At 60.6% G+C, this 25730-nt stretch carries 26 protein-coding genes; 10 read left to right on the top strand and 16 right to left on the bottom strand.

Translation table 11 applies throughout. The features are described 5' to 3' along the window. Nucleotides 1-340 precede the first annotated feature (340 nt). Nucleotides 341-1390 carry a hypothetical protein gene (locus DW899_RS07275; protein WP_158566587.1) on the bottom strand — a complete coding sequence of 350 codons (1050 nt, stop codon included), beginning with the start codon at nt 1388-1390 and terminating at the stop codon, nt 341-343. Between the two features lie 154 nt (nt 1391-1544). On the opposite strand from DW899_RS07275, the gene DW899_RS07270 reads away from it, so the two are divergent. Further along, nucleotides 1545-2765 (top strand): M20 family metallopeptidase, encoded by a 1221-nt coding sequence (locus DW899_RS07270; RefSeq protein WP_117800478.1) that lies wholly within the window; start codon nt 1545-1547, stop codon nt 2763-2765. A gap of 40 nt (nt 2766-2805) precedes the next feature. Then, a complete protein-coding gene (locus DW899_RS07265; protein WP_117637782.1) occupies nt 2806-3495 on the top strand; it encodes a DUF1015 family protein in 690 nt (229 codons plus the stop codon). 129 nt (nt 3496-3624) lie between these two features. Here the strand turns inward: DW899_RS07265 and DW899_RS07260 are convergent, their stop codons facing one another. From DW899_RS07260 to DW899_RS07250, 3 genes are all read right to left on the bottom strand, one after another. Further along, nucleotides 3625-4260 (bottom strand): histidine phosphatase family protein, encoded by a 636-nt coding sequence (locus DW899_RS07260; protein ID WP_117800477.1) that lies wholly within the window; start codon nt 4258-4260, stop codon nt 3625-3627. Between the two features lie 17 nt (nt 4261-4277). Beyond that, nucleotides 4278-4820, bottom strand: a complete 543-nt coding sequence (locus DW899_RS07255) for a histidine phosphatase family protein (protein WP_117800476.1) — start codon at nt 4818-4820, stop codon at nt 4278-4280. A gap of 83 nt (nt 4821-4903) precedes the next feature. Further along, nucleotides 4904-5575, bottom strand: coding sequence for a nitroreductase family protein (locus DW899_RS07250; protein ID WP_117800475.1), 672 nt, complete (start codon nt 5573-5575; stop codon nt 4904-4906). A 234-nt stretch (nt 5576-5809) separates the two neighbouring features. On the opposite strand from DW899_RS07250, the gene DW899_RS07245 reads away from it, so the two are divergent. Both DW899_RS07245 and DW899_RS07240 read left to right on the top strand, forming a co-directional pair. Next, on the top strand, nt 5810-6412 hold the full coding sequence (locus DW899_RS07245) for an HdeD family acid-resistance protein (protein ID WP_117800474.1): 603 nt from the start codon (nt 5810-5812) through the stop codon (nt 6410-6412). Continuing rightward, on the top strand, nt 6413-6895 hold the full coding sequence (locus DW899_RS07240) for a DUF188 domain-containing protein (RefSeq protein WP_055252057.1): 483 nt from the start codon (nt 6413-6415) through the stop codon (nt 6893-6895). A 164-nt stretch (nt 6896-7059) separates the two neighbouring features. Here the strand turns inward: DW899_RS07240 and DW899_RS07235 are convergent, their stop codons facing one another. Continuing rightward, nucleotides 7060-8148: a putative manganese transporter gene (locus DW899_RS07235; protein WP_117800473.1), complete on the bottom strand. Its 1089-nt coding sequence runs from the start codon at nt 8146-8148 to the stop codon at nt 7060-7062. Between the two features lie 171 nt (nt 8149-8319). Between DW899_RS07235 and DW899_RS07230 the strand changes: the two genes are divergently transcribed. The 5 genes from DW899_RS07230 (at nt 8320) to DW899_RS07210 (ending at nt 14138) form a co-directional block, all read left to right on the top strand. Then, nucleotides 8320-9288, top strand: a complete 969-nt coding sequence (locus tag DW899_RS07230) for a DNA polymerase III subunit epsilon (RefSeq protein WP_089572078.1) — start codon at nt 8320-8322, stop codon at nt 9286-9288. A gap of 639 nt (nt 9289-9927) precedes the next feature. Next, nucleotides 9928-11049 carry a hypothetical protein gene (locus DW899_RS07225; protein WP_117817598.1) on the top strand — a complete coding sequence of 374 codons (1122 nt, stop codon included), beginning with the start codon at nt 9928-9930 and terminating at the stop codon, nt 11047-11049. Nucleotides 11050-11438: 389 nt separating this feature from the next. After that, nucleotides 11439-11804 carry a helix-turn-helix transcriptional regulator gene (locus DW899_RS07220; RefSeq protein WP_055252065.1) on the top strand — a complete coding sequence of 122 codons (366 nt, stop codon included), beginning with the start codon at nt 11439-11441 and terminating at the stop codon, nt 11802-11804. Nucleotides 11805-11867: 63 nt separating this feature from the next. Beyond that, the gene (locus DW899_RS07215) at nt 11868-12086 is read left to right on the top strand and encodes a cation transporter (protein WP_089572082.1); all 219 of its coding nucleotides are present in this window, start codon (nt 11868-11870) and stop codon (nt 12084-12086) included. 99 nt (nt 12087-12185) lie between these two features. Then, nucleotides 12186-14138, top strand: coding sequence for a heavy metal translocating P-type ATPase (locus DW899_RS07210; protein WP_199570296.1), 1953 nt, complete (start codon nt 12186-12188; stop codon nt 14136-14138). Nucleotides 14139-14362: 224 nt separating this feature from the next. Here the strand turns inward: DW899_RS07210 and DW899_RS07205 are convergent, their stop codons facing one another. From DW899_RS07205 to DW899_RS07165, 9 genes are all read right to left on the bottom strand, one after another. Continuing rightward, the gene (locus DW899_RS07205) at nt 14363-14740 is read right to left on the bottom strand and encodes a metal-dependent transcriptional regulator (protein WP_117735915.1); all 378 of its coding nucleotides are present in this window, start codon (nt 14738-14740) and stop codon (nt 14363-14365) included. Nucleotides 14741-14948: 208 nt separating this feature from the next. Next, nucleotides 14949-15719: a Cof-type HAD-IIB family hydrolase gene (locus tag DW899_RS07200; RefSeq protein WP_117800472.1), complete on the bottom strand. Its 771-nt coding sequence runs from the start codon at nt 15717-15719 to the stop codon at nt 14949-14951. Nucleotides 15720-15725: 6 nt separating this feature from the next. Further along, nucleotides 15726-17585: an ABC-F family ATP-binding cassette domain-containing protein gene (locus DW899_RS07195; protein WP_117800471.1), complete on the bottom strand. Its 1860-nt coding sequence runs from the start codon at nt 17583-17585 to the stop codon at nt 15726-15728. A 203-nt stretch (nt 17586-17788) separates the two neighbouring features. Further along, nucleotides 17789-18664, bottom strand: coding sequence for a phosphate ABC transporter ATP-binding protein PstB (pstB, locus tag DW899_RS07190; protein ID WP_117564461.1), 876 nt, complete (start codon nt 18662-18664; stop codon nt 17789-17791). Further along, nucleotides 18661-19587: a phosphate ABC transporter permease PstA gene (gene pstA, locus DW899_RS07185; protein ID WP_117800470.1), complete on the bottom strand. Its 927-nt coding sequence runs from the start codon at nt 19585-19587 to the stop codon at nt 18661-18663. Before pstA ends, pstB begins: the two co-directional genes overlap by 4 nt. Beyond that, nucleotides 19580-20488 carry a phosphate ABC transporter permease subunit PstC gene (gene pstC, locus DW899_RS07180; RefSeq protein WP_117800469.1) on the bottom strand — a complete coding sequence of 303 codons (909 nt, stop codon included), beginning with the start codon at nt 20486-20488 and terminating at the stop codon, nt 19580-19582. Before pstC ends, pstA begins: the two co-directional genes overlap by 8 nt. 25 nt (nt 20489-20513) lie before the next feature. Then, nucleotides 20514-21452: a phosphate ABC transporter substrate-binding protein gene (locus DW899_RS07175; protein ID WP_117629065.1), complete on the bottom strand. Its 939-nt coding sequence runs from the start codon at nt 21450-21452 to the stop codon at nt 20514-20516. A 319-nt stretch (nt 21453-21771) separates the two neighbouring features. Further along, nucleotides 21772-23208 (bottom strand): M20 family metallopeptidase, encoded by a 1437-nt coding sequence (locus DW899_RS07170; RefSeq protein WP_117800468.1) that lies wholly within the window; start codon nt 23206-23208, stop codon nt 21772-21774. Between the two features lie 54 nt (nt 23209-23262). Next, on the bottom strand, nt 23263-23925 hold the full coding sequence (locus tag DW899_RS07165) for an HAD hydrolase-like protein (RefSeq protein WP_089572099.1): 663 nt from the start codon (nt 23923-23925) through the stop codon (nt 23263-23265). 156 nt (nt 23926-24081) lie between these two features. Here DW899_RS07165 and DW899_RS07160 point away from each other — a divergent pair, with 156 nt between their 5' ends. Then, entirely contained in the window at nt 24082-24942 is an 861-nt protein-coding gene (locus DW899_RS07160; protein ID WP_117735923.1) for a DegV family protein, read from the top strand. A 93-nt stretch (nt 24943-25035) separates the two neighbouring features. On the opposite strand, the gene DW899_RS07155 is transcribed toward DW899_RS07160, so the two are convergent. Beyond that, nucleotides 25036-25344 (bottom strand): type II toxin-antitoxin system YafQ family toxin, encoded by a 309-nt coding sequence (locus DW899_RS07155; protein WP_055250871.1) that lies wholly within the window; start codon nt 25342-25344, stop codon nt 25036-25038. A 2-nt stretch (nt 25345-25346) separates the two neighbouring features. Next, a complete protein-coding gene (locus DW899_RS07150; RefSeq protein ID WP_055250873.1) occupies nt 25347-25646 on the bottom strand; it encodes a type II toxin-antitoxin system RelB/DinJ family antitoxin in 300 nt (99 codons plus the stop codon). Nucleotides 25647-25730: the final 84 nt, after the last annotated feature.

Raw genomic sequence — 25730 nt, 5'->3', positions numbered from 1 at the left:
AACAGCATTGCCCAGTTGACAAAACTATAGGAACACCCCCCGTTTTCACGAAACGGGGGGCGATTTTGTTGCTCCGGACGACTTTAAAATGATACCCAGAACAAGTTTTTTCAGATAATCGATAGTGAGGCTCCAGTCGCTAAGCACACCCGCTTTGATAAACAGCTTTATCAGGGACTTTAGTAGGTAAAAATCGGTCTCTATGTGCCGAATGTAAGTTGACTGTCTATTTTCCGAAACAACTTATTCTAGATAGCATTTTTAGGGTCCCTCCAAGGCAAAATTGAAGCCTTTTTGCGACCAGAACTCTAGCTCGCGCTACCGTTTACCCACCGCGCGACTACATTCCCGCCCAATCGATAAAAATCTCCTCACGAAGCCGCCGTTCGAGCTCCTGCTGTCGCGGCGTCTTGTCTTTCAGCGGCACATCGAGATAGGACATGATGAGCTCCATCACCACGCGGAAGGCATCGAAGTCGGCCAGCTGACCATAGGTCATCAGAACGACGGGATATCCCATGGCTTGCAAGGCCGTCGTTCGATCGGAGTCCGAGATCTTGGATTCAATGGATCCGTGAATGGCTTTACCTTGGCATTCAACCAGACACTCTCGACTGCCGTCCTTATTTGCCAGCAGGATATCGGCATAGCGCCTATCAAGCCCCGAAATCAGGCGGGCGCTGCGCGTCATACGAATCTCAACGTTATTGGTAAGGCTCAGCCCTTCGCCGCCGCGCAACCTCGTAAGGCCAAATAGCATCGAAGCCTGGACCTCGAGCGGCGATGCTGCCACCCCCGTAATGCATTTCGCGGCTCGTATGAACGATTTAGCGCCGCGGAGCCCCCGGACCTTATCGACGAACTCTGTAAGCTCAGAGAGCTCGATCAAGGGAGGTCGTTTCCACAAGTCCGTTGGATTCCCCGAGACATCCTTTACGTTTTCCCAGCCCGACCGTGCGTCACTCCATCGGCTCCCATATGCCTGCTCAAGTGCCGACTTTACCTGAGGCGCAATCTTGCACACGGCAAAGGTGCCGCACATCTCATACATGCACATGATTAAACGCTCGTTTGAGACCGAGGAAGCCAGGGTCAGCAGGGTAAAGAGCGGGGACGCAACATCGAGGCCAAACTCCGTCTGCCGCACGGAATCAAACGGCCTCTCCCCGTTCCAAACATGCCTGACAATGCGATCGCCCTTACGTCCACAGCTGCCCTGCGCCAACACGTGTAACGGGGTGCCCAGGAAATGCGTGACGAGCGGATGCTCACATAGGTGCTCCCTGCGCGGATCGTCCGCAGAATCGGGCAGGTCCGGCATTATTGCCAAGACCTGTGGAGGTATCCGGTGATACCGAAAGGCAGATATGTCGCACAGCATGTCGTCCATGAAGGGTACGTACCCGCTGCGTCGCTTGTGAACCCGCTCGGACGGCAAACGCGCTGGCTCGGCCTGCGAACGGTAAATACTGCCACGCCCACGTCGCGGATCTCTCAGGAGGCTTACAATCGGTTTGGAAAGCAAACTGATTGTGAGGTTGCATATGGTTGATGAGAACTTTGCCTGGCGGCTTGCGCAGGAGCTCGTGCGGATCGACAGCTCAGACCCGGGCGCGTATGAGGATGAAATTGAGCGCTTCATTAAGAGGCTCATTGAGCAGCAGCTGGCACAACTTGATAGTTCTGCGCTCGATGCCGTGCAGATTGAGGAGCTCGAAGTGCTGCCCGGGCGCCGCAACCTTAAAGTCACCGTGCCGGGCCAAAGCGACGAGCCGCGGCTGATCTATATCTGCCACATGGATACCGTCACCTTGGGCGATGGCTGGGACGCAGACATCGCACCGCTTGGGGCGGTTGTGCGCGACGATAAACTCTATGGCCGCGGTGCCTGCGATATGAAGGGTGGCCTGGCCTGCGCCATTGCCGCACTGGTCCATACGCTCGAGCGCGTGGCGGCGGATGGCGCGCTGCCACGCCGCGGCTTTTCGCTCATCTGCTCGGTCGACGAGGAAGACTTCATGCGCGGCTCAGAGGCCGCGATCGATGCTGGCTGGGTCGGCTCGCGCGAATGGGTGCTGGACACCGAACCCACCGACGGACAGATCCAGGTGGCGCACAAGGGTCGCACGTGGTTCGAGATTGAAATGGCTGGCGTGACGGCGCATGCGAGCCAGCCTTGGAAGGGCGCGGATGCCGTCGCCGCCATGGCCGAGGTCGTGTGTTCGCTTCGTCGCGCGTTTGCGGCGCTGCCCGCGCACGATGAGCTGGGGCCTTCGACCATCACGTTTGGCCAAATCGAGGGCGGATATCGCCCCTACGTCGTACCCGACCGCGCCAAAGTTTGGGTCGACATGCGCCTGACCCCGCCGACCGATACGGCCGCCGCAATCAATATGGTCGAGCATGCCATCGCCGTCGCCGAAGCCACCGTTCCCGGTTGCCATGGCAGCTACACCGTGACGGGCGACCGCCCCGCCATCGAGCGCGATCCGGTCTCTCCCCTTCTAGCTGCACTCAAGTGCGCAGCAGACGATGTAACGGGCACGGATACGACCGTCGGCTTCTTTACCGGCTACACCGACACCGCCGTCATTGCCGGCAAGACGGGTAACCGTAACTGCATGAGCTATGGCCCAGGCTCGCTCGCGCTCGCCCACAAGCCCAACGAATATGTGCCCCACGCCGACATCGTTCGTTGTCAGCAGGTGCTAATCGCGCTCGCCGATAACGTGCTCTGGGACGCGAGCGGCCAAGTTGGGGCATAATAAGCCGCGAACAAACCGACTCGTGCGTTAGGACCGCCCCATGAAAGCACTTCCGTTTCCCTGCATCCGCCCGGCTCAGGACCGCGTGCTCGAGGCACTGCCTGCAATGGGCAGCATCCTGAGCGGCAACGATGCTCTGCGCGGAGCCATTGCCGATGGTCTGATGCTCAAGGATCCAGGCGCGGCGTATTACGTGTACGAATGCTCGGGTGAGCCGGGACGCGTGACGGGTGTCGTGGCGATTTGCCCGGTTAACGTGCTGACGGGCGGCGACGAGGCTGCCGCCGAGAGCATCGACGCACTCGCCACCGCGCGCGCGATCGCCGAGCTCAAGGTGCAGCCGCGCCCCGTGTCGCTCGCCTACGAGGCGTCGCCCGTCATGGATATCATTTTGAGCGCTGCCAAAGAGGGCGCATCGCTCTACGCCGTCACCGATCCCGCGGGCGTCACACATCGCGTGTGGGAGGTCAAGCGCGAGGACGCCGTTGCCGCCATCCGTGCCATGCTCGATCAGGCGCCCGACCCGGTGTTCGCCGGTGACTCCGCCTATGTCGCCGCACTGGCTGGGGCATCGCAGATTCTGGCCGACGAGGCCCGCGCTGCCGGCGCCTACTCTGGCAAAGAGCCGTTCAACTTTGCTGTAGCCGTGCTGTTCCCCGCCGCGCAGGTCAGCGGCAGCGCGCCGCAGGTTCCGACGGGTCTGCTCACTCACCAGGTCTCACGGTTCTAGCGAACTCAAACGCTAAGCTGGAAAACCCAGCATCCAAACAAACAAGGGGCGGAGATGCAGCAAACGCATGCACCTCCGCCCTTTTCGCATCAAACAATTACGCCGGTAAACCGGGCCGCAACGTCAGCGTTATCCACGCTGCGGACCTGCCGCCGCCACGAGCGGCTCTAGCCCCAGCTCGCGCGCGTAGTCTTCCTGCGTAAAGACTTCGACCAGTTCAAACGTATCGGCCGCATCGTCAAACGCAAAATGCAGCACTGAGCAGTTGCCCGGCACGCGTTCGCGCTCGTCGGCCGCCGCGCCCCGCACGTGGTCCAAAAACTCCTTGATGGCCGACCCGTGGCTCACCGCGAGCACGCACGTATGGTCCGGACGCTGCATAAGATCGGTCAGCGTCGCCACCATGCGCGTGCGCACCTGGATCTGGCCCTCGCCGCCAAACTGCCGATAGAAGTCGCGCCACGGGCGCTCGGGCATAAGCATCACGCGCTCGGCCTCAAAGTCGCCAAAGAACCACTCACGCAGGCCGTCCAGGCGCTCGTACGTCATGCCCGACCACAGGTTGGCGATGGTCTGTTCGGTGCGGTGCAGCGTAGAGGTGTAGGCGTGGTCGGGCTCAATGCCGCGCGCACGCAAGAACATGCCGGCACGCGCCGCCTGATCGCAGCCCAGCTGTGTGAGCGGCGAGTCACTCCACCCCTGAATGATACGCTTAAGGTTGAATATCGTCTGTCCATGACGGACCAGATACAGATCTTTATTCATAGGGGTCCTTTCGTTCGTTACCAACCCAAGAGCGAAAACGCCCCGTCGCAATAGCCAAAATGAAGCACGGCACCGTTGTCGGGTAGCTCTCCCCCGCCAGTCACATACTCAAGAAACTCCTGGCAGGCTGAGCCGTGGGAAACCGCCAGCACGCAGTCGTGCTGCGGCCTGGCCATGATGCGGGACAGCGCCGCGACCATGCGCGACTGAAGCTGCACTTCCGACTCGCCGCCAAAGGCCACCGGATAATCACCCCAGGGCTGCGGCGGCATCTCGCGATTTGATGTGCCCTCCAGCGAGCCAAAATGCCACTCACGCAGGTCATCGACCAGCTCAATGGAACGGCCCTCGCCAACGATAAGCTCGGCCGTATGCCGCGCCCGGCCCAACGGCGAGGAATACACATGATCAAAGACCACGCCACGCGCCGCAAACGCCGTACGCGCCGTCAGCGCCTGCTCGCGCCCGCGCGTCGTAAGCGGCGAATCGTGCCAGCCCTGCAAAATGCTCTGCACATTGAGCTCAGTCTGCCCATGCCGCACCAAATACAGATCTGCCACACACCCTCCCCTCGTACCACCACAAAGGGGACAGGAGCCTTTGTGGTGATTTTGCCGCCGGATTGCACCGCGGCGACGCTCAACTACACCAGCACGTCGGCGAGCGAACGCTTGGGTACGTGGTGCACCCGCGCCTCGTCGCGCCAATAATTGATGGAGCCGTCGGGGTTGGAATCGATCGCATCGATCACCTGTGTCTCGGCCGGAACGCCAAACGCCATGATCAGCTTGAGCTCATACTTGTCGTTATCGAGCCCCATAGCATCGATCGCATGGGGCGTAAAGGCCTTGAACATGCAGGCTGCCACCTCGGGCGTGGCGCTGCGGGCGGCGAGCATCATCGTCTGCGCGGCAATGCCCGTGTCGACCTCGGTAATGGGAGCGGCAGGCTTGCCCGGAACGGCGCGCTCAGCCAGAATCGCGATGTAGCCGGTCGGGCGCTCGCCCTCAGCAGGACCCGGCCAATCCTTAAGTGCGCCGGCCCATGCGAGCTCGTCAAATACACGCGCGCAATCCTCGGCACCGCTCACCACATGAAGACGAAGACGCTGAGCATTGGCACCACACGGGGTCAGGTGCGCCAGCTCCGCCAACTCGAGCAAAAACTCGCGCGGCACGCGCATAGACTCGTCAAAGCGGCGGCACGTGCGGGCGCGGCGGACCAGCGCGTCAAACGTGTCCAGGCCGAGCTTTTCGCAACCTTGCTTTGCCATCGACTCAGCGCCTACCGGCGCCGCGGGAACTGTTTCGTTCATAGGAACCCCCAATTAAAGTCAATTGTTCTTAGGAAAATCTAACCTAAAACGTAGGCAATTTCACACAGCCGAACAATGTTCCACAGCTGTTGAATATCCCACATCCAAACGGGAACAAAGGTAACAATTCGGGAAGATGGGACGGCATTTCGCCCTCCCCGCCCCATGCAGCGGCGCCCTTGGGCGATACTGGTTGCAAGACATACGGCTTACGCCGCGCGGAAAGGAGACATCATGGGCATCTTTAAGAACGATGATAAGCAATCGAGCCAGTTTGGATTTGACGAGAAAAGCATGGCGGGCAAAGCCGTCAAGGCCGTACGCTGGATCTACGCCATCACGGGCGTCGTGGCGCTCATTGCTGGTATCGCGCTGCTTTTTGCACCCGCCAAGTCCCTCGTCTTTTTGACGACCGTCCTGGGTTTTTACTTTGTAATCACTGCTGCCATCAGACTGTTCACTGCCATTTTTGAGCCGCTGCTGCCCACCGGCTGGCGCGTGACGAGCATCATCTCCAACCTACTCATTATCTTGGGCGGCGTCATAATCCTGCGCAACCAGGCCTTCTCGACCGCGACGCTCACCACGATGGTGGTTATCGTGGCCGGCTTTGGCTGGATTGTCGAAGGTGTCATGTCCATTCTGGAGTCCGAGCTTTCGTCCAACCGCGCCCTCGCCATCCTGAGCGGCGCACTTTCCATCATCGCCGGCATGTTCGTGTTTATCTATCCGCTGTGGTCGGCCAAGATGCTCGTCATCTTTAGCGGCGCCGCGCTGCTGGTGTTTGGCGTAACGCTGATTGTTCGCGCTATTCAATTTGGCAAACTGGTGCACTAGATGCCGCGAACGCTCTTTATTGATGCCGACGCCTGCCCGGTCACGCGCGAGTCGATTGACTGCGCGCGGCGGGCGGGCGTCGCCGTTGTTATCGCCGGCAACAGCACGCAAAACCTGGAACGGCACATTCGCCGCGACGACCCGCGCGATGCCGAGCACGCGCGACGCGGCTTTTGGGTCACGACGCTCGACGTGAGCGTGGGCGCCGACAGCGCCGACTTTGCCATTGTCGAACGCCTGCAGGCGGGCGACGTGGTCGTGACGCAGGACATTGGCTTGGCGAGCATGGTGCTCGGGCGCGATGCCGCCGCTATCGGTGTGCGCGGGCGCGTCTACGACAAAGCAACCATCGACATGCAGCTGTTTATTCGCCACGAGGAAAAGAAGGTGCGCCGCGCCGGCGGACGCACTCGCGGGCCGGCGGCATTTACCAGCGAAGACCGCGCCCGCTTTAAACGCAACCTCACCGAGTTGCTGCACTAACCAAGGTAGATTTTTGAGACATGCCTAAAATCTACCTTTTTGTTTTGAGCGGTGTGAGCGCTCGGAATCCATGGCTCAACAAAAAACGGGCTTCAAAATGCCATGCGTCGCCGCATTGCGCAGGCGCTGAGCATGGCTATTTGAAGCCCATTTTTTAGGCCTACTTAGAGGCCAACGGCGGAGAGGATGAGGCCCCAGCCAGCGCCGATGACGTACATCATGATCAGGAACACGGCATTTTCGCGGGCGCTGCGGTTGGTGCGGAACAGCACCAGATAACCCACGCCGGCGGAAATGAGCGTGCCGGCGAGCATCGGCGCCAGTTGCAGCGCGCCTTCCAGATACAGCTGTGTAATGACCACGCTCGCCGAGCAATTGGGAATCAGCCCGACAAGCGCCGAACCCAGGACAGCGAGTGTCTCGTTGCCGCGCAGGAACTGCTCGATCGCGGACTCGCCGAACGTCTCGAGCACGGCGACCAGAATCAGCGTCACCAGAAAAATGAATACCGAGACCTGCACGGTGTGCGAGATCGCACTGCGGATGATCGACAGGACAGGCGTCCCTTCGTGGGAGTGAGAGTGACCGTGACCATCATGGTGTTCATGTTCGCCCTCATGACCGTGATCGTGGCCATGTCCGTGTTCGTGCTCGTCTTCGTCTTCATCACATCCGCAATGGTCGCGCTCGCACAGCTCGTGGATGTGGTCGGCGCTCACGCCCGCCTCGGCCACCTCGTCGATGATGTCACCGCCGCTGCGGTCGTCGTGCGCGCAGTTCACGTGGGCCGGATTGGCCGCGGTTCCCAGCACGGTACGGCGAATCGCCGCGTGCGCGCGGGCGTTACGGCGCAGGCCGCGAATGGCAGCGTCCACGATAAAACCCGTGACCAGTGCGATCAGCGCTTTCGAAGCCAAAAGCATCGCCATAGTCTGCACGGGAACCTGCTCGGCAAGCAACAGCGGCAGCATCTCGTCGGAGGTCGAAAGGAACACCGCCACCAACGTGCCCAAGGTCACGACACGGCCGGCGTACAGCGTGGCCGCCATGGCCGAAAAGCCGCACTGCGGCACCATGCCCAGCAGCGAGCCAACCACGGGACCCGCAGCGCCGGCGCGCTTGATAGCGCCGTTGACGCGGTCGCCCGCAACGTGCTCAAGTGTCTCGAGAGCAAGATACGTCACCAACAAAAACGGCACCAGCGACAGCGTGTCCTTGCCGGCGTCGAGCAGAATATCAATCAGTAAATCCATGACGGATGGAACCTTTCGTGTCTTTCGGCAGCATTGTAAAAGTCCTAGCGGTCAACTAGGGTATTGTAGTTGTCCCGGGCGCGGTGCCAATAGTTGCCTATGGTAAACTATCATCTCGCCATAACTCAGTAACCTCGAGCCGCACAACGCGGCCCGTCCAAGGAGTAGCATATGAACGTATCGCAAGCACTCGAATACGAGCGCCAGCCGTTTATCCCCATGTTTATCTACGGCGACCACGGCGCCATGGAGTCCGAGCGCCAGAAGGGCGAGGAGGCCCTCAAGGTGCTCGAGACCGAGTACTTTACTGCCGAGGGCGACCCCGGCTTCGACTTTGCCACCGTGCGCGACCTGGCCGACCGCAACCGCGACCTGTGCGACCAGATTGGCGAGGCGCGTCTGCGCAACGTGACGCCCGCGACGCTCTCGCGCGGCCTGTCCGATGCCGACACCTGCGCCGCCATCGGCAAGATGCAAAAGCGCACCGCCGCGTCCGTTATGCGCGAAATCCGCGGCGACCGCGACGCGCTCGGCGTGGCCTACGCCCGCAAGCCCATCCAGGGCACCGTGCTCGGTATCGACATCGAGACCACCGGCCGTGCACCCGAGCGCGGCTATATCATCAACGTGGGCTGGGAGATCATGGAGCTCACCAGCGACGCCGTCCCGCATGACGCCGAGGCACACTACTGCGGCCTGCCCGACATCTACCGCGGCGAGGATGTGCCGTTGTCGAATATCCACCACATCACCTGGGACGACATCGACGGCAAAAAGCCGTTCCGCGAGAACAAAGAGCTGCAAAAGCAGCTGCTCAAGCTTATGAAGAAGTACCCGTACATGGCACACAACGCCGCCTTTGAGGACAGCTGGTTCAAGATCCACCTGGACGGCTACGCCGAGGCACGCCGCGCCGGCAAGATCATCGTCATCGACTCGCGCCAGATCTGCCGCAGCCTGGACGCCGACGTGCGCTCGCTCCCCCGCGAGTCCGCCCCAGCCGCGCTCGAGAACTGGGCGCGCCGCCGTGGAACCCTCGCCGCCGACGCCAACGAGCAGCACCTGGGCTTGGACGACACCGACCTCATGCTCCGCACCGTCCAAGCCGAGTTCAACCTCAAGAACCTATTCGCGAAATAACCGATCCATCTGCGGGAGCGCCTGCCAGGCACAGCGCAATCCGTCTGGGCACACCGGCACGCAGTAAACTAGGGCGCAGCCTTATGGCTGCACCCTAGTTTTCATCAAAACGGGCAAATACGCGTGCTTCACATAGTCGGCAGGTTGGCCCACCTACATTTTTCGAGTTGTTCGGCCAGCTGAACCACTAGTCAAGGCCCCTTGAACCGCAATCGAGCGCTATAGTCGCCCCAATTTCGCAACCAAGCCCTATAAATCTACCTGAATCAATTCGAATAGGACGTTGCGATCGCACCATTCGTATAGGATAAGGCCGAATAACTCAAATTATGTTGGTGAGGCATCTGAGCGGTCGGCAAAAACGCTTAGAAGCTACGAATCCGCAACTAAAGTTCACCAAAATGGGGCAGCCGACAGAAACCTCCCCAGCCGAAGCTGCCCCCCTCAATACGACAGCTCAAAAACCCACCGTTCGCAGAAGATAAGCCGCGCCCCAATACCGTTGCCCGAAGTTTCGAGCGTATATGGCGTCCGCTATGCCATCATGCGCGTATGGGAATCGTTCTGTCACATACCACGGCACGCGCTGTATACCAAACAGTCAACTCGCTCGCAAGCCACGCGACCGATCCCATATCTATGGAAAAGATCAAGGTGTCTGCGCCGACCACGTCCAACCTGGAAGCGGCGCGAGCATGGCTCAACAGAAAGAATGTCGATTCTGAAAGCATCCATGTGCTGACGTTTTCCAATAATGCCAAAAGGCACCGCAAGGGCTGCATCTGCCACTGCACGCGCTATACGTTTGATGCAGAAAGCTACCTAGAACTCGAGCCGAACGTCTACATCGTCGATATCAAGCTGTGCGCGTTAGAAGCAGCAGCCGACCTCAACCTTTCGGAGCTCGTTGAGTATTACTTTGAAATCTGCGGCTCCTACGCGCTTGGAACGTCCGACGAAACTCAATATCGCGAGCGCCCAGCCCTAACCAGCGTTGAAGAGCTCAGAGCCTTCTTTTCAGAGGCATCGGGGTATCGTGGATCTAATAAAGCACTTAAGGCACTTTCTTATGTACGCGAAGGCTGTCGCTCCCCACTCGAAACGGCGTTTGTCATGATGCTGACAATGCCCAAGTCAATGGGTGGCTTAGCCATACGCGCTATCAAAACGGACTATCCGATCCCAGTCCCCAAAAGATACGCCGCCCTAACGCGACGGACGGTTTTCTACCTCGACGCGCTGCTCGAAAATTCGATGACCGATATCGAATACAACGGCTTTTACCACGACGAGCCCGAACAGCAATCAATTGACGAGGAACGCCGAAACACGCTGCGAAACATGGGATATGCCGTTATCACAGTTAGTCGTCATTCGTTTTTCAAGCAGTCCGCTTTTAGGCGGGTCATGGAAGCGATTCGCATTCGCGAGAAGATATGGCCCGGTCGACTCCCGGATAACTTCGCCATCCTGCAAGAAACTCTTCGTCAATTTGTCTTGCGGCGCTACTTCGAATACGGTCGCCGCGTCCTGGAGACACTCAAAGAAGAAGAGGCCGCCAAGCGCGAAATTGCAAGCCAATATCCGCAAGCTGATGACCCGAGCATCAACGATGTGCCAGAACCCGACGACATGCAACACGTCGGGGCCCTTGCTGAGGAAATCAATGGGCCTTGGGAATGCGACATGTTCGCAAAAATCGATGAAAACCGCACGGAAGACGACACGATTATTGATCTAATTGAGAATTCGCTCTTCTAAAGGCGATCTCTGCGGATGTCCACCTACATTTTTCGACTTATTCGGCCACCGATGTGCCAGATTGGCTGCAGCAATGCTCAATATAACTTTAGATAAAACTGATTCTGCAGGAACTCCCGTAGAGGAAGAACTGATTCTCGCGGTATTTAACACGATAAAGTACAAATATGAACAGTTCTAATGCTTCTCAAGGTGGCTTTCTTAGCATGCTGGCCGAACATCTCGAAATATGTTGGCGAGCATTGCGTCGATGTCTCCCAACCCGCAGAAAATCGCAGAGGCGGCAAGCAGTCATCGAAATTAACGTAAATTGTATTGACATATGAACATGCGCTCATATAATCGGAAGTAAATTATATGAGCGCATGTTCATATGAAAGGATGTTGCAATGAGCAGCCACGCTGATGAAACAAAGACTGGCATCGAGGCCACCGAGCCGATCGTCCCCACCACCTGCTCGCCCGAGGACCTTCCCGACGAGGAGCTGTTGTACGACCTGGCCGACCTGTTCAAGGTCTTCAGCGACACCACACGCATCAAGATCCTCTATGCCCTCATGGGCCGCGAGCTCTGCGTGGCTGACATCGCCGAAGCGACCGCAACCTCGCAGTCGGCAGTATCGCACCAGCTGCGCACGCTTAAGCAGTCGCACCTGGTCAAGTTCCGCCGCGACGGCCGCAACATTCTCTACTCGCTCGCCGACGATCACGTCTACACCATGCTTAACCAGGGCATGAGCCATATCTGCGAATAGCAATCAACCACGGTATCAGCGCGGCCGGCACCCAGACCGCTAACACAGGGAAAGGAACCCACCATGAAAAAGCAGTTCAAGCTCGACGAGATCGATTGCGCCAACTGCGCGCGCGAGCTTCAGGACGAACTTGCCAAGCTCGAGGGCGTCAAATCCGTTTCGGTCAACTTTATGACCCAGAAGCTGACGCTCGAGGCCGACGACGCCAAGTTCGACGAGGTCCTGGACCGCGTCGTTGAGTTCACCGCCGACGCCGAGCCGGACTGCGAGATCATTCTCTAACCCGCGCATACGTTGACCTGCGAGGCCGCGCTTGCCGCGGCCTTTGCTCGCGAAATTATATGAGCAAGTGTTCATACACTCAAATGGGAGGTTTGAATCATGGCAGCCGCCGATCCCAAGAAGAAAAAGAAGAAGCGCAAGAAGAAAGAGTCCCTTGAGCATAAGCGCAACCGCATCCTGGTAGCACTGGGCATTTTTGCCGTTGTTTATGCCCTCGACGAGCTCGGCGCCCTCGCTATCGCATTTGGGGAGCCCGGCAACATCTACGCCAGCTTTGTGCTGTTCCTCGTGCCGTTTTTGATTGCCGGCTACGACGTACTGCAAAAGGCATTCAATAACATCCGCCGCGGCAAGGCCTTCGACGAGAGCTTCCTCATGGCCGTCGCGACCATCGGCGCGTTTGCCATGGTGCTCTTCCCCGACACCGACCCGCACATGGCCGAAGGCGCCGCTGTCATGCTGTTCTACCAGGTCGGCGAGTTGTTCCAGGCATACGCCGTGGGCAAGAGCCGCAAGTCGATCAGTGCCATGATGGACATCGCGCCCGACTACGCTAACGTCGAGCAAGCCGACGGCACACTCGAACAGGTCTTTCCCGATGACATCGCCGTCGGCACCGTGATCGTGGTCAAGCCCGGCGAGCGCGTGCCTATCGACGGCGTCATCGTCGAGGGCGAAACCCAGCTCGACACCGCCGCACTCACGGGCGAGTCGGTCCCCCGCCCGGCCAAGACCGGCGACGATATCATCAGCGGTTGCATCAACATGACGGGCCTCATCCACGTGCGCACCACCAAGCCCTTTGGCGAGTCCACCGTCGCGCGTGTTCTGGAGCTCGTGGAAAATGCCAGCGAAAAGAAGGCGCGCACCGAGAACTTCATCACGCGCTTTGCCCGCGTCTACACCCCCGCCGTCACTGGCGCTGCCGCGGTGCTCGCGCTTGGCGGCGGCCTGGTGACTGGCGCTTGGTCCGATTGGATCCTGCGCGGCCTGACCTTCCTGGTCGTCAGCTGCCCGTGCGCCCTCGTGATCAGCGTACCGTTGAGTTTCTTTGGCGGAATCGGCGGCGCGTCCAAGCTGGGCGTTCTCATCAAGGGCTCCAACTACCTCGAGACGCTCGCCGACGTGGACACCGTCGTCTTCGACAAAACGGGCACCCTCACCAACGGCACGTTCTCAGTCGTCGCGGTGCACCCCGAGGCTGGCTATACCGAGCAGTCGCTGCTCGAAGTCGCAGCCCTTGCTGAATCGTTCTCTGATCACCCCATCGCGCAGTCCGTGCGCGACGCCTACCAGGGCGAGGTCGACCCCAAGCGCGTGAGCGACTCCGCCAACGACGCGGGCCACGGCGTGACGGCAACCATCGACGGCAAGCACGTCGTCGTCGGCAACGCCAAGATGCTCGCCGCGGCCGGCGTTGAAGCACCGGACTGTGAGGTTGCCGGCACAATCCTCCACGTGCTCGTGAACGGCGTGTATGTCGGCCACATCGTGATTGCAGACACCGTTAAGGCCGATGCCGAGCAAACGATTCGCGACCTGCATGCCGCCGGTATCAACCGAACCGTCATGCTCACGGGCGACCGCGAGGAGGTTGCAGCGTCTGTGGCCAAGCAACTCGGTCTCGACGAGTTCCACGCGCAGCTCCTGCCGGGCGACAAGGTCGAGCGCGTTGAGGCGTTGCTCGCGGCCGAAAGTGGCAAGGGCAAGCTCGCCTTTGTCGGTGACGGCATCAACGACGCGCCTGTGCTTACGCGCGCCGATGTGGGCATTGCCATGGGTGCCATGGGCTCGGACGCCGCGATCGAGGCCGCCGACGTGGTGCTGATGGACGACAAGCCGTCCAACATTTCCCGCGCGATCCGCGTGGCGCGCAAGACCATGACGATTGTTTGGCAGAACATTATCTTTGCGCTGGGCATTAAGCTGCTGATCCTTGTGCTGGCAGCGCTGGGCATCGCCAATATGTGGCTTGCCGTCTTTGGCGACGTGGGCGTGGCGATCATCGCTATCCTGAACGCCATGCGCGCGATGGGTGTCAAGAACCTGTAGCGCCTGTGGTCCCTCCGGCCGGGACCGGGCTTGGTTTTGAAAACGTCCTCGACCAATGAAGCGCCCCCGTTCTGCTCCTTCGGAGCTACGAACGGGGGCGCTTCTGGTCTGCGGAGTGTTTTCAAAAACCAAGCCCGGTCCCGGCCTGCGGTAACGTTGCTGGCGGTTCTTGGGCATCGCTTGCTGGCGGGGGTCCTTGTCTGAGTTGGACTTGGTTGGCGGGGCTACTGGTCCCGGTCGCTGTCCCGTCCCAGCATCGCCCTCAGCTTCTCGAAGCTTTCCTCGCTCAGGCAGTGCTCCATGTGGCAGCCCTCTTGCGACGCGACCTCAGCCGAAACACCCGCATCCTCCAGCAGCCCCACGAAAAAGCAGTGACGCTCCCACATTTGGCGAGCGACCTCCAGACCACGCTCCGTCAGATGAACGTCGCGCTTGCCCATTTCGACATAGCCGTTGCTTTCCAACGTCGCCATGGCCTTGGAAACGCTCGCCTTGGTTACGCCGAGGTACTCCGCAACGTCGATCGAGCGCACGATGCCCTGACGTTCCGATAGAACGTAGATCGATTCGAGATAGTCTTCTCCGGATTCACGCAGGGCCATGGGCCGCCTTTCGCGATGGCTTCTAGTTAGCCTTTGGATACTTTCCTTGGCTTACTTTACCGCAAAAGTTGACCATGTCTTACTGCATTGACCAAAAAGTTAGCCGCGTTTCACAAAACGTGCGAGATGAAAACAAAATGGGAACGCCCCGCAAGGAGTGTCCCCAGCTGCCGGCAGATAAGGAGCGTCCCCAAGTGCCGGGTCGCAGCTACACGAGGCCAAAGTGCTTCGCGGCGTTGTAGATGCCGTCGTCATCCACGGCGGTCGTTACGTAGGTCGCCGCGGCCTTCACGGTATCCTGCGCGTTGCCCATGGCCACGCTCGTGCCCACGGCGGCAAACATCGACAGGTCGTTCTCGCCGTCGCCAAAGGCAATCGCCTCGCTCGCGTCGATACCAAGCCGCTCGAGCGTCGCCGCCACGCCCAGGTCCTTGCCGCCGTTAGCGGGAATAATGTCGCAGAACAGGTCGCACCAGCGTGTAGTGAGCGAATGCGACACCGCATCAGTCACGATATGCTCGTCGGCCGGGTCCACAAAGGCGCAGAACTGGTAGACTGGCGCGTCAAAGGCGTGCTCAAACGGTTCCTCGTGGTAGACAATCCCCGCGTTGCTCCCGGCCGTCACCACGCGCTCGGACAGGCGGTTCACAAACGAGTTCTCGCCCTGCATGCACAGCGAGTCGTAGCGCCCCTCGGCCACCTGGTCCACGATCACCGCGACGTCGTCCGGATCGATCGGGCAGCTGCGGTAAACCCCCTCGGCATCAAAGCAGTGCTGGCCCGAAAGCGTAATGTACGCATCCCAACCAAGATCGAACAGCCAATCGGGCATCTGATAGGTCGGGCGACCCGTGGCGATCACGCACGCAATCCCCTGCTCATGAAAGCTGTCGAGCACCTGCTGCGCCGACGCCGGAATCCGATGGGTCTTAAAGCTCAGCAACGTGCCGTCGATATCGAAAAACGCGGCCTTGATCATCCTCGCCTACTCCTCGCCCTCGAGCTTCTCGCTCGCCTCGAGCCACGCCATCTCCAACTCGTCCATGGCGGCGTGGGCCTCGTCGATCTTTGCCTGCTGCTCGCCCAGCGCCGTGTAATTGGTGGGGTCGACCTGCGCCATCGCAGCCTCGGCCTCCTCCACGCGAGCGCGCTGCGTCTCCATCTTGCGCTCGAGCGAGCTCACCTCGCGGCGGAGCTTCTGGCGCTCGGCGTTGGAAAGACCGTTGGGCTGCCCGCTCGACTTGGGCTTTTCGGCCGCAACCGCTGCGGCACCGGTGTCGAACGTGCCGGTCTTGGCACTCGGTGCGCCCACGGGCTCGCCCTCGGCCGTGGCGTTGCACAGGCGCAGGTACTGGTCCACGCCGCCGGGCATATGCGTCAGGTGACCGTCGAGCAGTGCCCACTGCTGGTCGGTCACGCGCTCCATCAAGAAGCGGTCGTGCGTCACCAGGATCAGCGTGCCCGGCCAGCCGTCCAGCAAGTCCTCGACAATCGCCAGCATGTCGGTATCCAGGTCGTTGCCGGGCTCGTCCAGGATGAGCACGTTGGGCTCGTCCAGGATTGTCAGTAGCAGCGACAGACGACGGCGCTGGCCGCCCGAAAGATCGCCGATGCGGCTCCAGAGCTGCTGCGTCGTAAAGCCCAGACGCTCGCAGAGCTTCTCGGGTGAAGTCTCCTTGCCGTCAATGACGTAGTACTTCTTATAGTGGCTGAGCACCTCGCGGATCGTGTCGCCCATGTAGGGTTCGAGCTCCTCGAGCTGCTGCGACAGCACGCCAAAGCGCACCGTCTGGCCGATCTTCACGCGGCCGCGCAGGGGCGCGATCTTGCCCTGGATCACGTCGAGCAGCGTCGACTTGCCGGCGCCGTTCTCGCCCAAAAGACCATAGCGGTCGCCCGCACCAATGAGCCAGGTCACGTCGTTGAGCACCTGCTTGGGCGCGCCATCGGTATCCGCATAGCCGGCGTCCACGTCGACCACATCGATAACTTGCTTGCCCAGGCGGCTCACGGCCAGGCGCTTGAGCTCCAGCTCGTCACGCACGGGCGGCACGTCGGCGATCAGCTCGCGAGCGGCATCCACGCGAAACTTGGGCTTGGTGGAGCGCGCCTGGGCACCGCGGCTCAGCCACGCGAGCTCCTTACGTGCCATGTTGCGACGGCGCTCCTCGGTAACCGCGGCCATGCGGTCGCGTTCCACGCGCTGCAGGATATATGCCGAATAGCCGCCCTCGAAGGGATCGACCTGGCCGTCGTGAACCTCCCACATGCTGGTGCAGACCTCGTCCAAGAACCAGCGATCGTGCGTGACCACGAGCATCGCGCCCTGACCGCGCTGCCAGCGGGCCTTTAAGTGACGCGCAAGCCAGTTGATGGTGCGCATGTCCAGATGGTTGGTGGGCTCATCGAGCATGAGCACGTCATAGTCGCCGATCAGCAGGCGCGCGAGGTCCACGCGGCGGCGCTGACCGCCCGAGAGCTCGCCTACCACGCCCTCCCAGGGCACATCGCTAATAAGACCGGCCAGAATCTGGCGCGTACGGGGGCTCGACGCCCACTCGTACTCGGGGGCGTCACCCACAACGGCATGATGCACGGTATCGGTATCGACAAGCTGGTCCTTTTGGCCGAGTAGACCGATCGTGATGCCGCGGCGGTGCGTCACGCGTCCGTCATCGGGCTCCAGCGTGCCGGCGAGCACGCTCAGCAGCGTCGACTTGCCGTCGCCGTTTTTACCGACAATACCAATGCGGTCGCCCTCGCCCACGCCGAGCGTCACGCTATCGAAAATATGCTTGGTGGGAAACTCTAGGCTGACGGAATCGCATCCCAAAAGAATCGCCATATGCCCTGCTCCTTCGTAGAAATTCAACGTTCTCCATGATAGCGAAAACCACCACAAAGGGGACGGGCGCCTTCGTGGTGGTTTTGGGCAAGCGCACCAGCACACGACACAAAAAGGCGGGCCATCTCCCGCAAGAGATGACCCGCCTCTCCAATCAGTCCCGCGGCAACCGTGGCCGCCGCGGGCCTCAAGCATGTCCCGGACTAGGAGAACATGCCGGTGAGGTAATCATTCAGCCGCTTATCCTTGGGCCGTTGGAAAATCTCGTCGGTCTCGTCGTACTCGACCATATCGCCCATGTAGAAAAACGCCGTGCGGTTGGACACGCGCGACGCCTGCTCCATGTTGTGCGTCACGATGACGATGGCGCGGTCGGCCACGATCGACGACATCAGGTCCTCGATCGCCAGCGTCGAGATGGGGTCGAGCGCCGAGCAGGGCTCGTCAAACAGGATCACATCGGGGTTGAGCGCCAGCGTGCGCGCAATGCACAGACGCTGCTGCTGACCGCCCGAAAGCGCGTAGGCGCTCTTGTCGAGCTTGTCTTTGACCTCGTCCCACAGCGCGGCACCGCGCAGACTTTCCTCGACCATGCGGTCGAGCTCGTCACGGTCGGTGATGCCGTGGCGCTTGGGCGCAAAGGTGATGTTGTCGCGAATGGACTTGCGGAAGGGGTTTGGCTGCTGGAACACCATGCCGATGGAGCGACGCAGCTCGTACGTGTTCTCGGTCTTGGTGTTCACGTTGCGCCCGCGGTAGTTGATCTCGCCCTCCACGCGACAGCGGCGAATCTCGCGATTCATCAGGTTGAGGCTACGCAAGAAGGTCGACTTGCCGCAGCCCGAAGGCCCGATGAGCGCCGTGATCTCACCCTTGTGGAAGTCGAGCGACGTATTGTGCAGCGCATGGTGGTCGCCATAGTACACGTTGACGTCCTTGGCGGAGAGCACGACCTCGTCGCTCACGGCCTTGCCGCTCACGCGCACGCGCCTCTCGCTCTCCCCCACGCTCGACAGAAAGTCCTGGGGGGTGTCGGACGTGGCCGCCTCGGTTGCGGGCGTTGCATTCATATCGCTCATTCGGCCGTCATCTTCCTTGCCAGTTGCTTGCCCACGATACGGGCGACTACGTTAAACAGCAGCACGCAAATCATCAGCAGTGCCGCGGTGCCCCAGACGATCTGCTGGGCCTCGGGGCTGCCCTCGCCATAGATCTTGTAGATGTGCACGGCCAGCGACTCGCCGGGACGGAACACGTTCCAGGCGCAGGTGGGGCTCGACAGGTTAAAGCTCAAGAAGTTGAGGCGGACCGGCGAGCTCATGCCCGAGGTAAAGAGCAGCGCCGCGGCCTCGCCAAACACGCGGCCGGCCGAAAGCACGATGCCGGTCACGATGGCGGGCATGGCCTCGGGAATCAGGATGTGCAGTGTGGCCTCCCAGCGAGTGAGGCCCATGGCCAGGCACGCATCGCGCTGGGCCTGCGGCACGTCCTCGAGCGCCTGCTGAATCACGCGCACCAGGATGGGGATGTTGAACATGGTGAGCGCGACGGCGCCGGAGATGATGGAGTACTTCCAGCCCAGCTGCACCGAGAACACCAGAAAGCCGAACATGCCGACGACGATGGAGGGCAGCGAAGACAACGTCTCGATGGCGGTCGAGGCGATGTCGCGAATGGGACCGTCGGGCGCGTATTCAACTAGGAAGACCGCGCCGCCCAGGCTGATGGGCACCGAGATGATCAGGGTAATCAGCAGCAGATAGAACGAGTCGAACAGCTGGTAGAGCACGCCGCCCTGCGTTCCGTTGGCGTGTGCGGGCTGCGTGAGAAAGCCCGGCTGGAACAGCGTCGAGATACCCTCGAACAGGATGTAGGCCACCATGGAGACGACGATGAGCATGACGATGGCGGCAATCGCCGTCAGCACGCCCGTGGCGATGCGGTCCTGCTTTTGGACGCGCCCGAGTCTCGTCTCGTCGATATGGATGCGCGTGCTAGCCACGAGCCTTCGCCCCCTTGCGGCCAATGAGATGGATGATCAGGATGAAGATGAGGCTCATGCCCATCAGCAGCAGACCGAGCGCCCACAGGACGTCGTCCTGGGCCGAACCCTCGGCATAGACCGCCATGGATGTGGTGAGCGTGGTGGTAATGGTCGAGGCCGGCGACAGCAGCGACGTCGGCATGGCCTCGATGCCGCCAATAACCATGCGCACGGCAAGCGTCTCGCCAAAGGCGCGGGTCATGCCAAGGATGACCGCGGTCATGAGCGACGGCATGGCGCTCTTGAGCACCACGTGCCAGATGGTCTGCCAGCGGGTGTAGCCTAGCGCGAGCGAGCCCTGACGGTAGCTATCGGGCACGGCACGCAGGCTATCGACCGAAAGCGTGGTCATCGTCGGCAGAATCATGACGGCCAGCACGATGGCGCCGGGCAAGATGCCCAGACCCGTGCTCACGTGGAAAACGCTCTTCATAAGACCGACGACCACGTGAAAGCCAATCAGGCCAAAGACGACCGAGGGAATGCCGGTCAAAAGCTCAATAAGCGGCTGAAAGACCTTGGAGCCAAACTTAGGGCTAATCTCGACCGCAAAGATGGCAGAGCCGATGGCGATGGGCAGTGCGATGAGCGTGGAGAGCACCATGACCGCAAACGAGGTGACGATCAGGGGCAGGGCGCCAGTGTAGGGCAGGCCGTTTTCGGCCGTGTTGGCCAGGTCCCACTTGGTACCGATAAAAAACTCGACGATCGAGACGCCGTCCTTGAAAAAAGCCGAGAGGCCCTTTTGGGCGACCATAAAGATGAGCGCGGCAACGACAAGCGTCACGAGCGCTACGCACGCACCCGTGACGCCCAGGCCCACGTTCTCAAGCTCGCGCTTTGGCAGCTGTTTTGCCATTGCAAACCTTTCCGGGGGCGATTACTTATTTAGCGGAGACCTTGCCACTGGCGTCCTTGACGACCTTCATGGCAGAAACGGGAATAAAGCCCTGCTCCTCGACGAGCTTGCCCTGGACGTCGTCGGAAAGCATGAACTCCAGGAAGGCCTTGGTGGCCTCGTCGGCGTCCTTAGCACAGTACATGTGCTCGGTCGCCCAGATCTTGAAGGAGTCGTCGGTGACGTTTGTGCTCTTGGGCTCGACGCCCTCGACCATGATGGCGTTGAACTTGGAGTCATCGAAGTGCGAGAAGTCAAGGTAGGAGATGGCGTTGTCGGTGCTGCCCATCTGAGTCTGGACATCGCCGGACTTGTCGAGCTCGGCGTCGCCCTTAAAGTCGACGGCCTCGTCGCCAAAGACGGCGGCCTCGAAGGTGGCGCGGGTGCCGGAGCCGGCCTTGCGGTTGAGAACGACGATCTTGGCGTCGTCGCCGCCGACCTCCTTCCAGTTGGTGATCTGGCCGGAGAAGATGCCCTTGAGCTGCTCGAGGGTCAGGTCGTCGACTGTCACGTTCTTGGAGACGACGGGGCCCATGCCCACGACGGCGACCTCGTGATCGACGAGGTTCTTGACCTGATCGGCCTCGAGCTTGGTCTCGGCGAAGACATCGGAATTACCGATGGTGACGGTGCCGGCGGCGACAGCGGTCAGGCCCTTGCCCGAACCGTTGCCCGAACCGGAGACGGAGACGTCGGGGTTGGCATCCATAAACTTCTCGGCAGCAGCCTCGACGAGAGCCTGGAACGAGGAGGCGCCGTCGTAGGTTACCTCGCCCGAGACGGACTCGGCAGCAGCGGCGCTACCCTTGTCGGCGGCGTCGGTTGCGCCTGCGCCGCCGCAACCAACGAGACCGAGACCGACGATGCTGGCAAGACCACCAGCGAGGCCGAGGAACTGACGACGAGAATAAGCCTGATCGAGCATGATCTTCCTTTCATACAAGCGACTCGCGGGCACCCTGCCCGCTTTGCTGTTTGGAAAGATACGGTCTCGATCGGGCAGCGCCCGCGTCAGCTGCGCTTTATTACGGGCATCTGATAGACCCTTACCGCAAGCGCGGCTCGGCTTTACAAACGAATAACAAACCCGCCACCAAGCATGACCCGCCTTTTACACCAATAAAAACAAAGTTGCGGTGAAATAGTTCCTGCTTGGCCATCAAATGGCCCATTCTAGGAACTATTCCACCGCAACTTAAAAAGCCCGGACGAAAGGGGTGCTAAGTTGTTAAAACGCCGCAGCCTTAAAGCTCAAGCTCGTTCAAACGTAAGATCGCCACGATATAAATCTTGAGCGCCTGCTTGAGCTGTTCCTCGTTGGCGCACTCGTTGGGACCGTGCATCTGGCCGCCCCACTCGGGCAGCTCCAGACCGGTCTCCTCGGGGCCAAACGAGACGGCGCGGGCAAAGTTGCGCGCGTACGTGCCGCCGCCCATGGCAAAGGGCTCAGCATGCTTGCCCGTAAACTCGTTATAGGTATCAATAAGTGCCTTCACGGCCGGATCGTCGGCAGAGACCGAGAACGGCACCTTCGCACGACCCACACGGCACGTCACGCCAAAACGGCCCACGAGCGGATCGAGCTGCTCGCGGATGGTATCGGCACTCGTGCTGTCGGGGAAGCGCACGTCGATGACCTGCTCAATATGGCCATCCGCCACGCGGATGACGCCAGCGTTGCAGGTAAGCGGGCCAAACGCCGGACTCGTCGCATCGATACCCAGGCCGCGACCATAGGCGTCCGCATGCACAAAGGCCAGGAACTTGACGAACTCGTGCTCGGCAGGCGTCAGCAGGCGCTCGTCGCGTGCACCAAACGCGTCCTCGGCCTCGCGCAGATACGCCACGATCAGCCCGACGGCGTTGATCGTTCCCTCTGGCATCGAGGCATGACCGCCAATGCCGTGGGCGAAAATCTGCGCATGCCCGTTATCAAGCGCCGTGATCTCCAGGCGGTCGGCGTTCTCAATGGGCGCCGGCAGCTCATCGGCGGCAATCGCGAGCTCGCAGATGGACTGCGACGGAATGGCATTGCTCGCCTCGGAGCCGCTCCACGACACGATGCGCCCGCCGTCGATCTTGGGACTCACGAACGTCGCCCCAAACTGGCCCTTCTCGGCATTGCAGACCGGAAACTCGGCATCGGGCGTAAACAAAAAGTCGGGGTCTGCGTGGTTCTCCAGATAATGGTGAACGTCGGACATGCCCACTTCCTCATCGCAGCCCAGCAGCGCGCGGAAAGTATAGCGCGGGGTAATGCCGTGCTTGAGCAGATAGGCGCCGGCGTAGAGTGACAGCACCGCCGGACCCTTGTCGTCGATAACGCCGCGGCCGAGCAGCCAGCCCTCGCGACGCTCCAGCGCAAACGGGTCGGTGTTCCAGCCCGGGCCGGCGGGCACCACGTCCACGTGGCAGATGGTCGCGAGCTGCTTGTCGCCGCGGCCAGGGATATCGGCAATGCCCACATAGCCCTCGTCGTCGCTCGTCTGATAGCCAAGCTTCTGCGCGATGCCGAGCGCACAGTCGAGCGCGTCACGGACCGGGCGGCCAAACGGCGCGCCGGGCTCTGCATCGGCAGAAACTGCCACGGACGGATAGCTCACCAGCTGCTCGATATCGGCGACGACATCTTCCCAGACCTCGTCGACATACTCAGCGACGCTCTGCTCCACCTGATTCATAGACTGCCTCCTTACCAATGAGCGGCAAGCGTACCCGCCCCTCACATTTAGTTCCTAGATAGAGAAAAGTTTAGCAAGCTCGGCCACCGAGTGCACCACTGCATCGGCACCCGCCGCCTCATGCTCACCCGGCGCCGCCGCGCCCGAATAGATGCCGATGCACGGCACGCCCATCGCGTGCGCGCCCTCGACGTCGTTAAAGCGATCGCCGATCATCACGGCATCGTCCGCCGTCGCGCCGAGCGCCGCCAGGGCATCGCGAACCGAATCGGCCTTGGTCTCGCGCCCCTGCGGCGGATTCATGCCAACCACGGCTTCGAACTGAGAAAGACCAAGCTCATGCACCATGTCGATGCATTTGGCCTCCATGCGTGACGTCGCCACGGCCATACGCTTGCCCCGGGCGGCCAACTCATCCAGCAGCTCGGGAATCCCATCGAACACGGGGTACTCCTCCGGTCCCAGCTCATCAAAAAAGGCGCGGTACTCGTCGGCCACCACAAGCGACTCCTCGCGGGAAAAGCCGTAAAAGTCGTGAAAGCTCTTCCACAGGGGCGGCCCGATCATGCGGCGCAGATCACCCATCTGCGTCTCCGAAAACCCGCGCGCAGCCAGCGTCTTGCGCGTCGAGGTCATCACTGCCCGACCCGTATCGGCCACCGTGCCGTCAAAATCGAACAGCACAACCGGCCGCTCGCAAAGTTGCAATGCCGCCATCGGCACCCTTCTTCCCCAGTTGATGATTTCCACACCACCGCTTCAAACTGTTGACTATTCAACAATTGAACCTAGCAATGTAGAGCAACTCCACTATATTTGTCGCACTTTGCTTTCAGAAGGCGGCGCTGCCGCGCCCCAACGAAAGGTGCAATTATGTCTTTTGCCATCATAACCGACTCCACGTCGGACATCTCCCCCGCCCGTGCCCAAGAGCTCGGCATTTACGTGATTCCGCTGCATGTGATTATCGAGGGCGAGGACCTGCTCGACCAGGTGCAGATTACCGCCGAGGAATACGTCGCCCGCATGGCTGGCTCCGAGCAGCTGCCGCACACCTCGCAGCCGAGCGCCGGCGAGTTCAAGGCGCTGTTTGACCGCGTACGCGCCGATGGCCACGACAGCGCGATCTTTATCTCGCTGTGCAGCGAGTGGTCCGCCTGCTATTCCAACGCATGCCTGGTCGCCGAGACCCACGAGCTCGACGTGCGCTGCATCGATTCGCGCACCGGCTCGGGCGCCGAGGGCCTGCTGGTGGAGTACGCGCTGGCTATGCGCGAGGACGGCCGCAGCCTGGACGAGACCGAGGCGCAGATCCGCGCGGCCCTGCCCGACGCCCACCTGCTGCTGATTCCCCGCACGCTCGAGAACCTCGTTAAGAACGGCCGCGCGCCCAAGCTTGCCGGCCAGCTCACGCAGATGCTCAACATTCGCCTGGCCGTTTCGCCGGAGTGGAAATCGGGCGAGATCAAGGCCATCAAAAAGGGCCGCGGCGCCAAGCGCATCGTCGCCAACACCATGGCAGATTGCCTCGCGTTTTTGGACGAGCACCCGGGCTCAAGCGTGCGTGTGCTCACGACCGGCGCCGCCGAGGAGCAGGAACTTGTCAACGAGGCACTCGCGGGCCAGGATTACGTAGACGCCGGCACCGGCCCCATCGGCTGCACCATCGCCACCCATGTAGGCGTCGACGCCATCGCCATCAGCTACTGCCCCCGCTACCAGCCCATCCACTAGGGGCACCTTTACCACTTGCGGTGGAATAGGAACTGTTTTTGGCTTATCAGCCGCAAATCAATCCCTATTCCACCGCAACTTAGAAATCGGCGATCAGCCCAGCGGACCCTGAAACAGTTCCTGATGAGTGCCCATTCTCACCAGCCTAATCACTGGGTTAGTCTTATGGGGAAGATAAAGAACGACCACATCGACCAAGCCATCGGATAGGTGGAAATCGATGTGGCCGTTGTAGTTTCCGCCCGGGTTTGAGAGCTCGTGGGCGCCATACTCCGCCGGAAGTGACCCATGAGCCACAAGCTCTGCAACCGCCGCTTTAAACTCACTTTTTAGCTGCGGATGCATGCGCATCGTTCGTTTGTAGTCCACCTTAAATTGAGCCTCGACTTTAATCTCGAACATCGCTATTCCTCATCGAGGAATGACATAAGCTCATCAGCGTTATTGAATGACAGGCTATCGTCCGGCAAAATCCCCAGCTCATGAGCCTCGGCGATCACCATGGCGCGCCTCGTCACCTCGTTGGGCACCTCCGCCCTTCCTACAATCTCAAAAGGAATCTTTCGCTGATTTACCAGCTGCCGAACGGCAAGATTGAGATAGGAATTGAGGCTGAGGCCGACCGAATCCAAGAACTCAGTCGCCTGCTCCTTGAGCCCCTCTTCGATTCGAACCGTCGTAGGCTTAACTGTTGCTGTAGACATTTGCGACCTCCTCGCCCTCGTCTTTTACACCAGTATACCCAATATAAATGGCAATCTGATGTTAGATAACATCAGATTGCCATG

Source organism: Collinsella sp. AM41-2BH, assembly GCF_003468085.1.
Taxonomy (GTDB): domain Bacteria; phylum Actinomycetota; class Coriobacteriia; order Coriobacteriales; family Coriobacteriaceae; genus Collinsella.
Note: the sequence above shows the minus strand (reverse complement) of the source record. Positions and strands in the feature narration are given on the sequence as shown.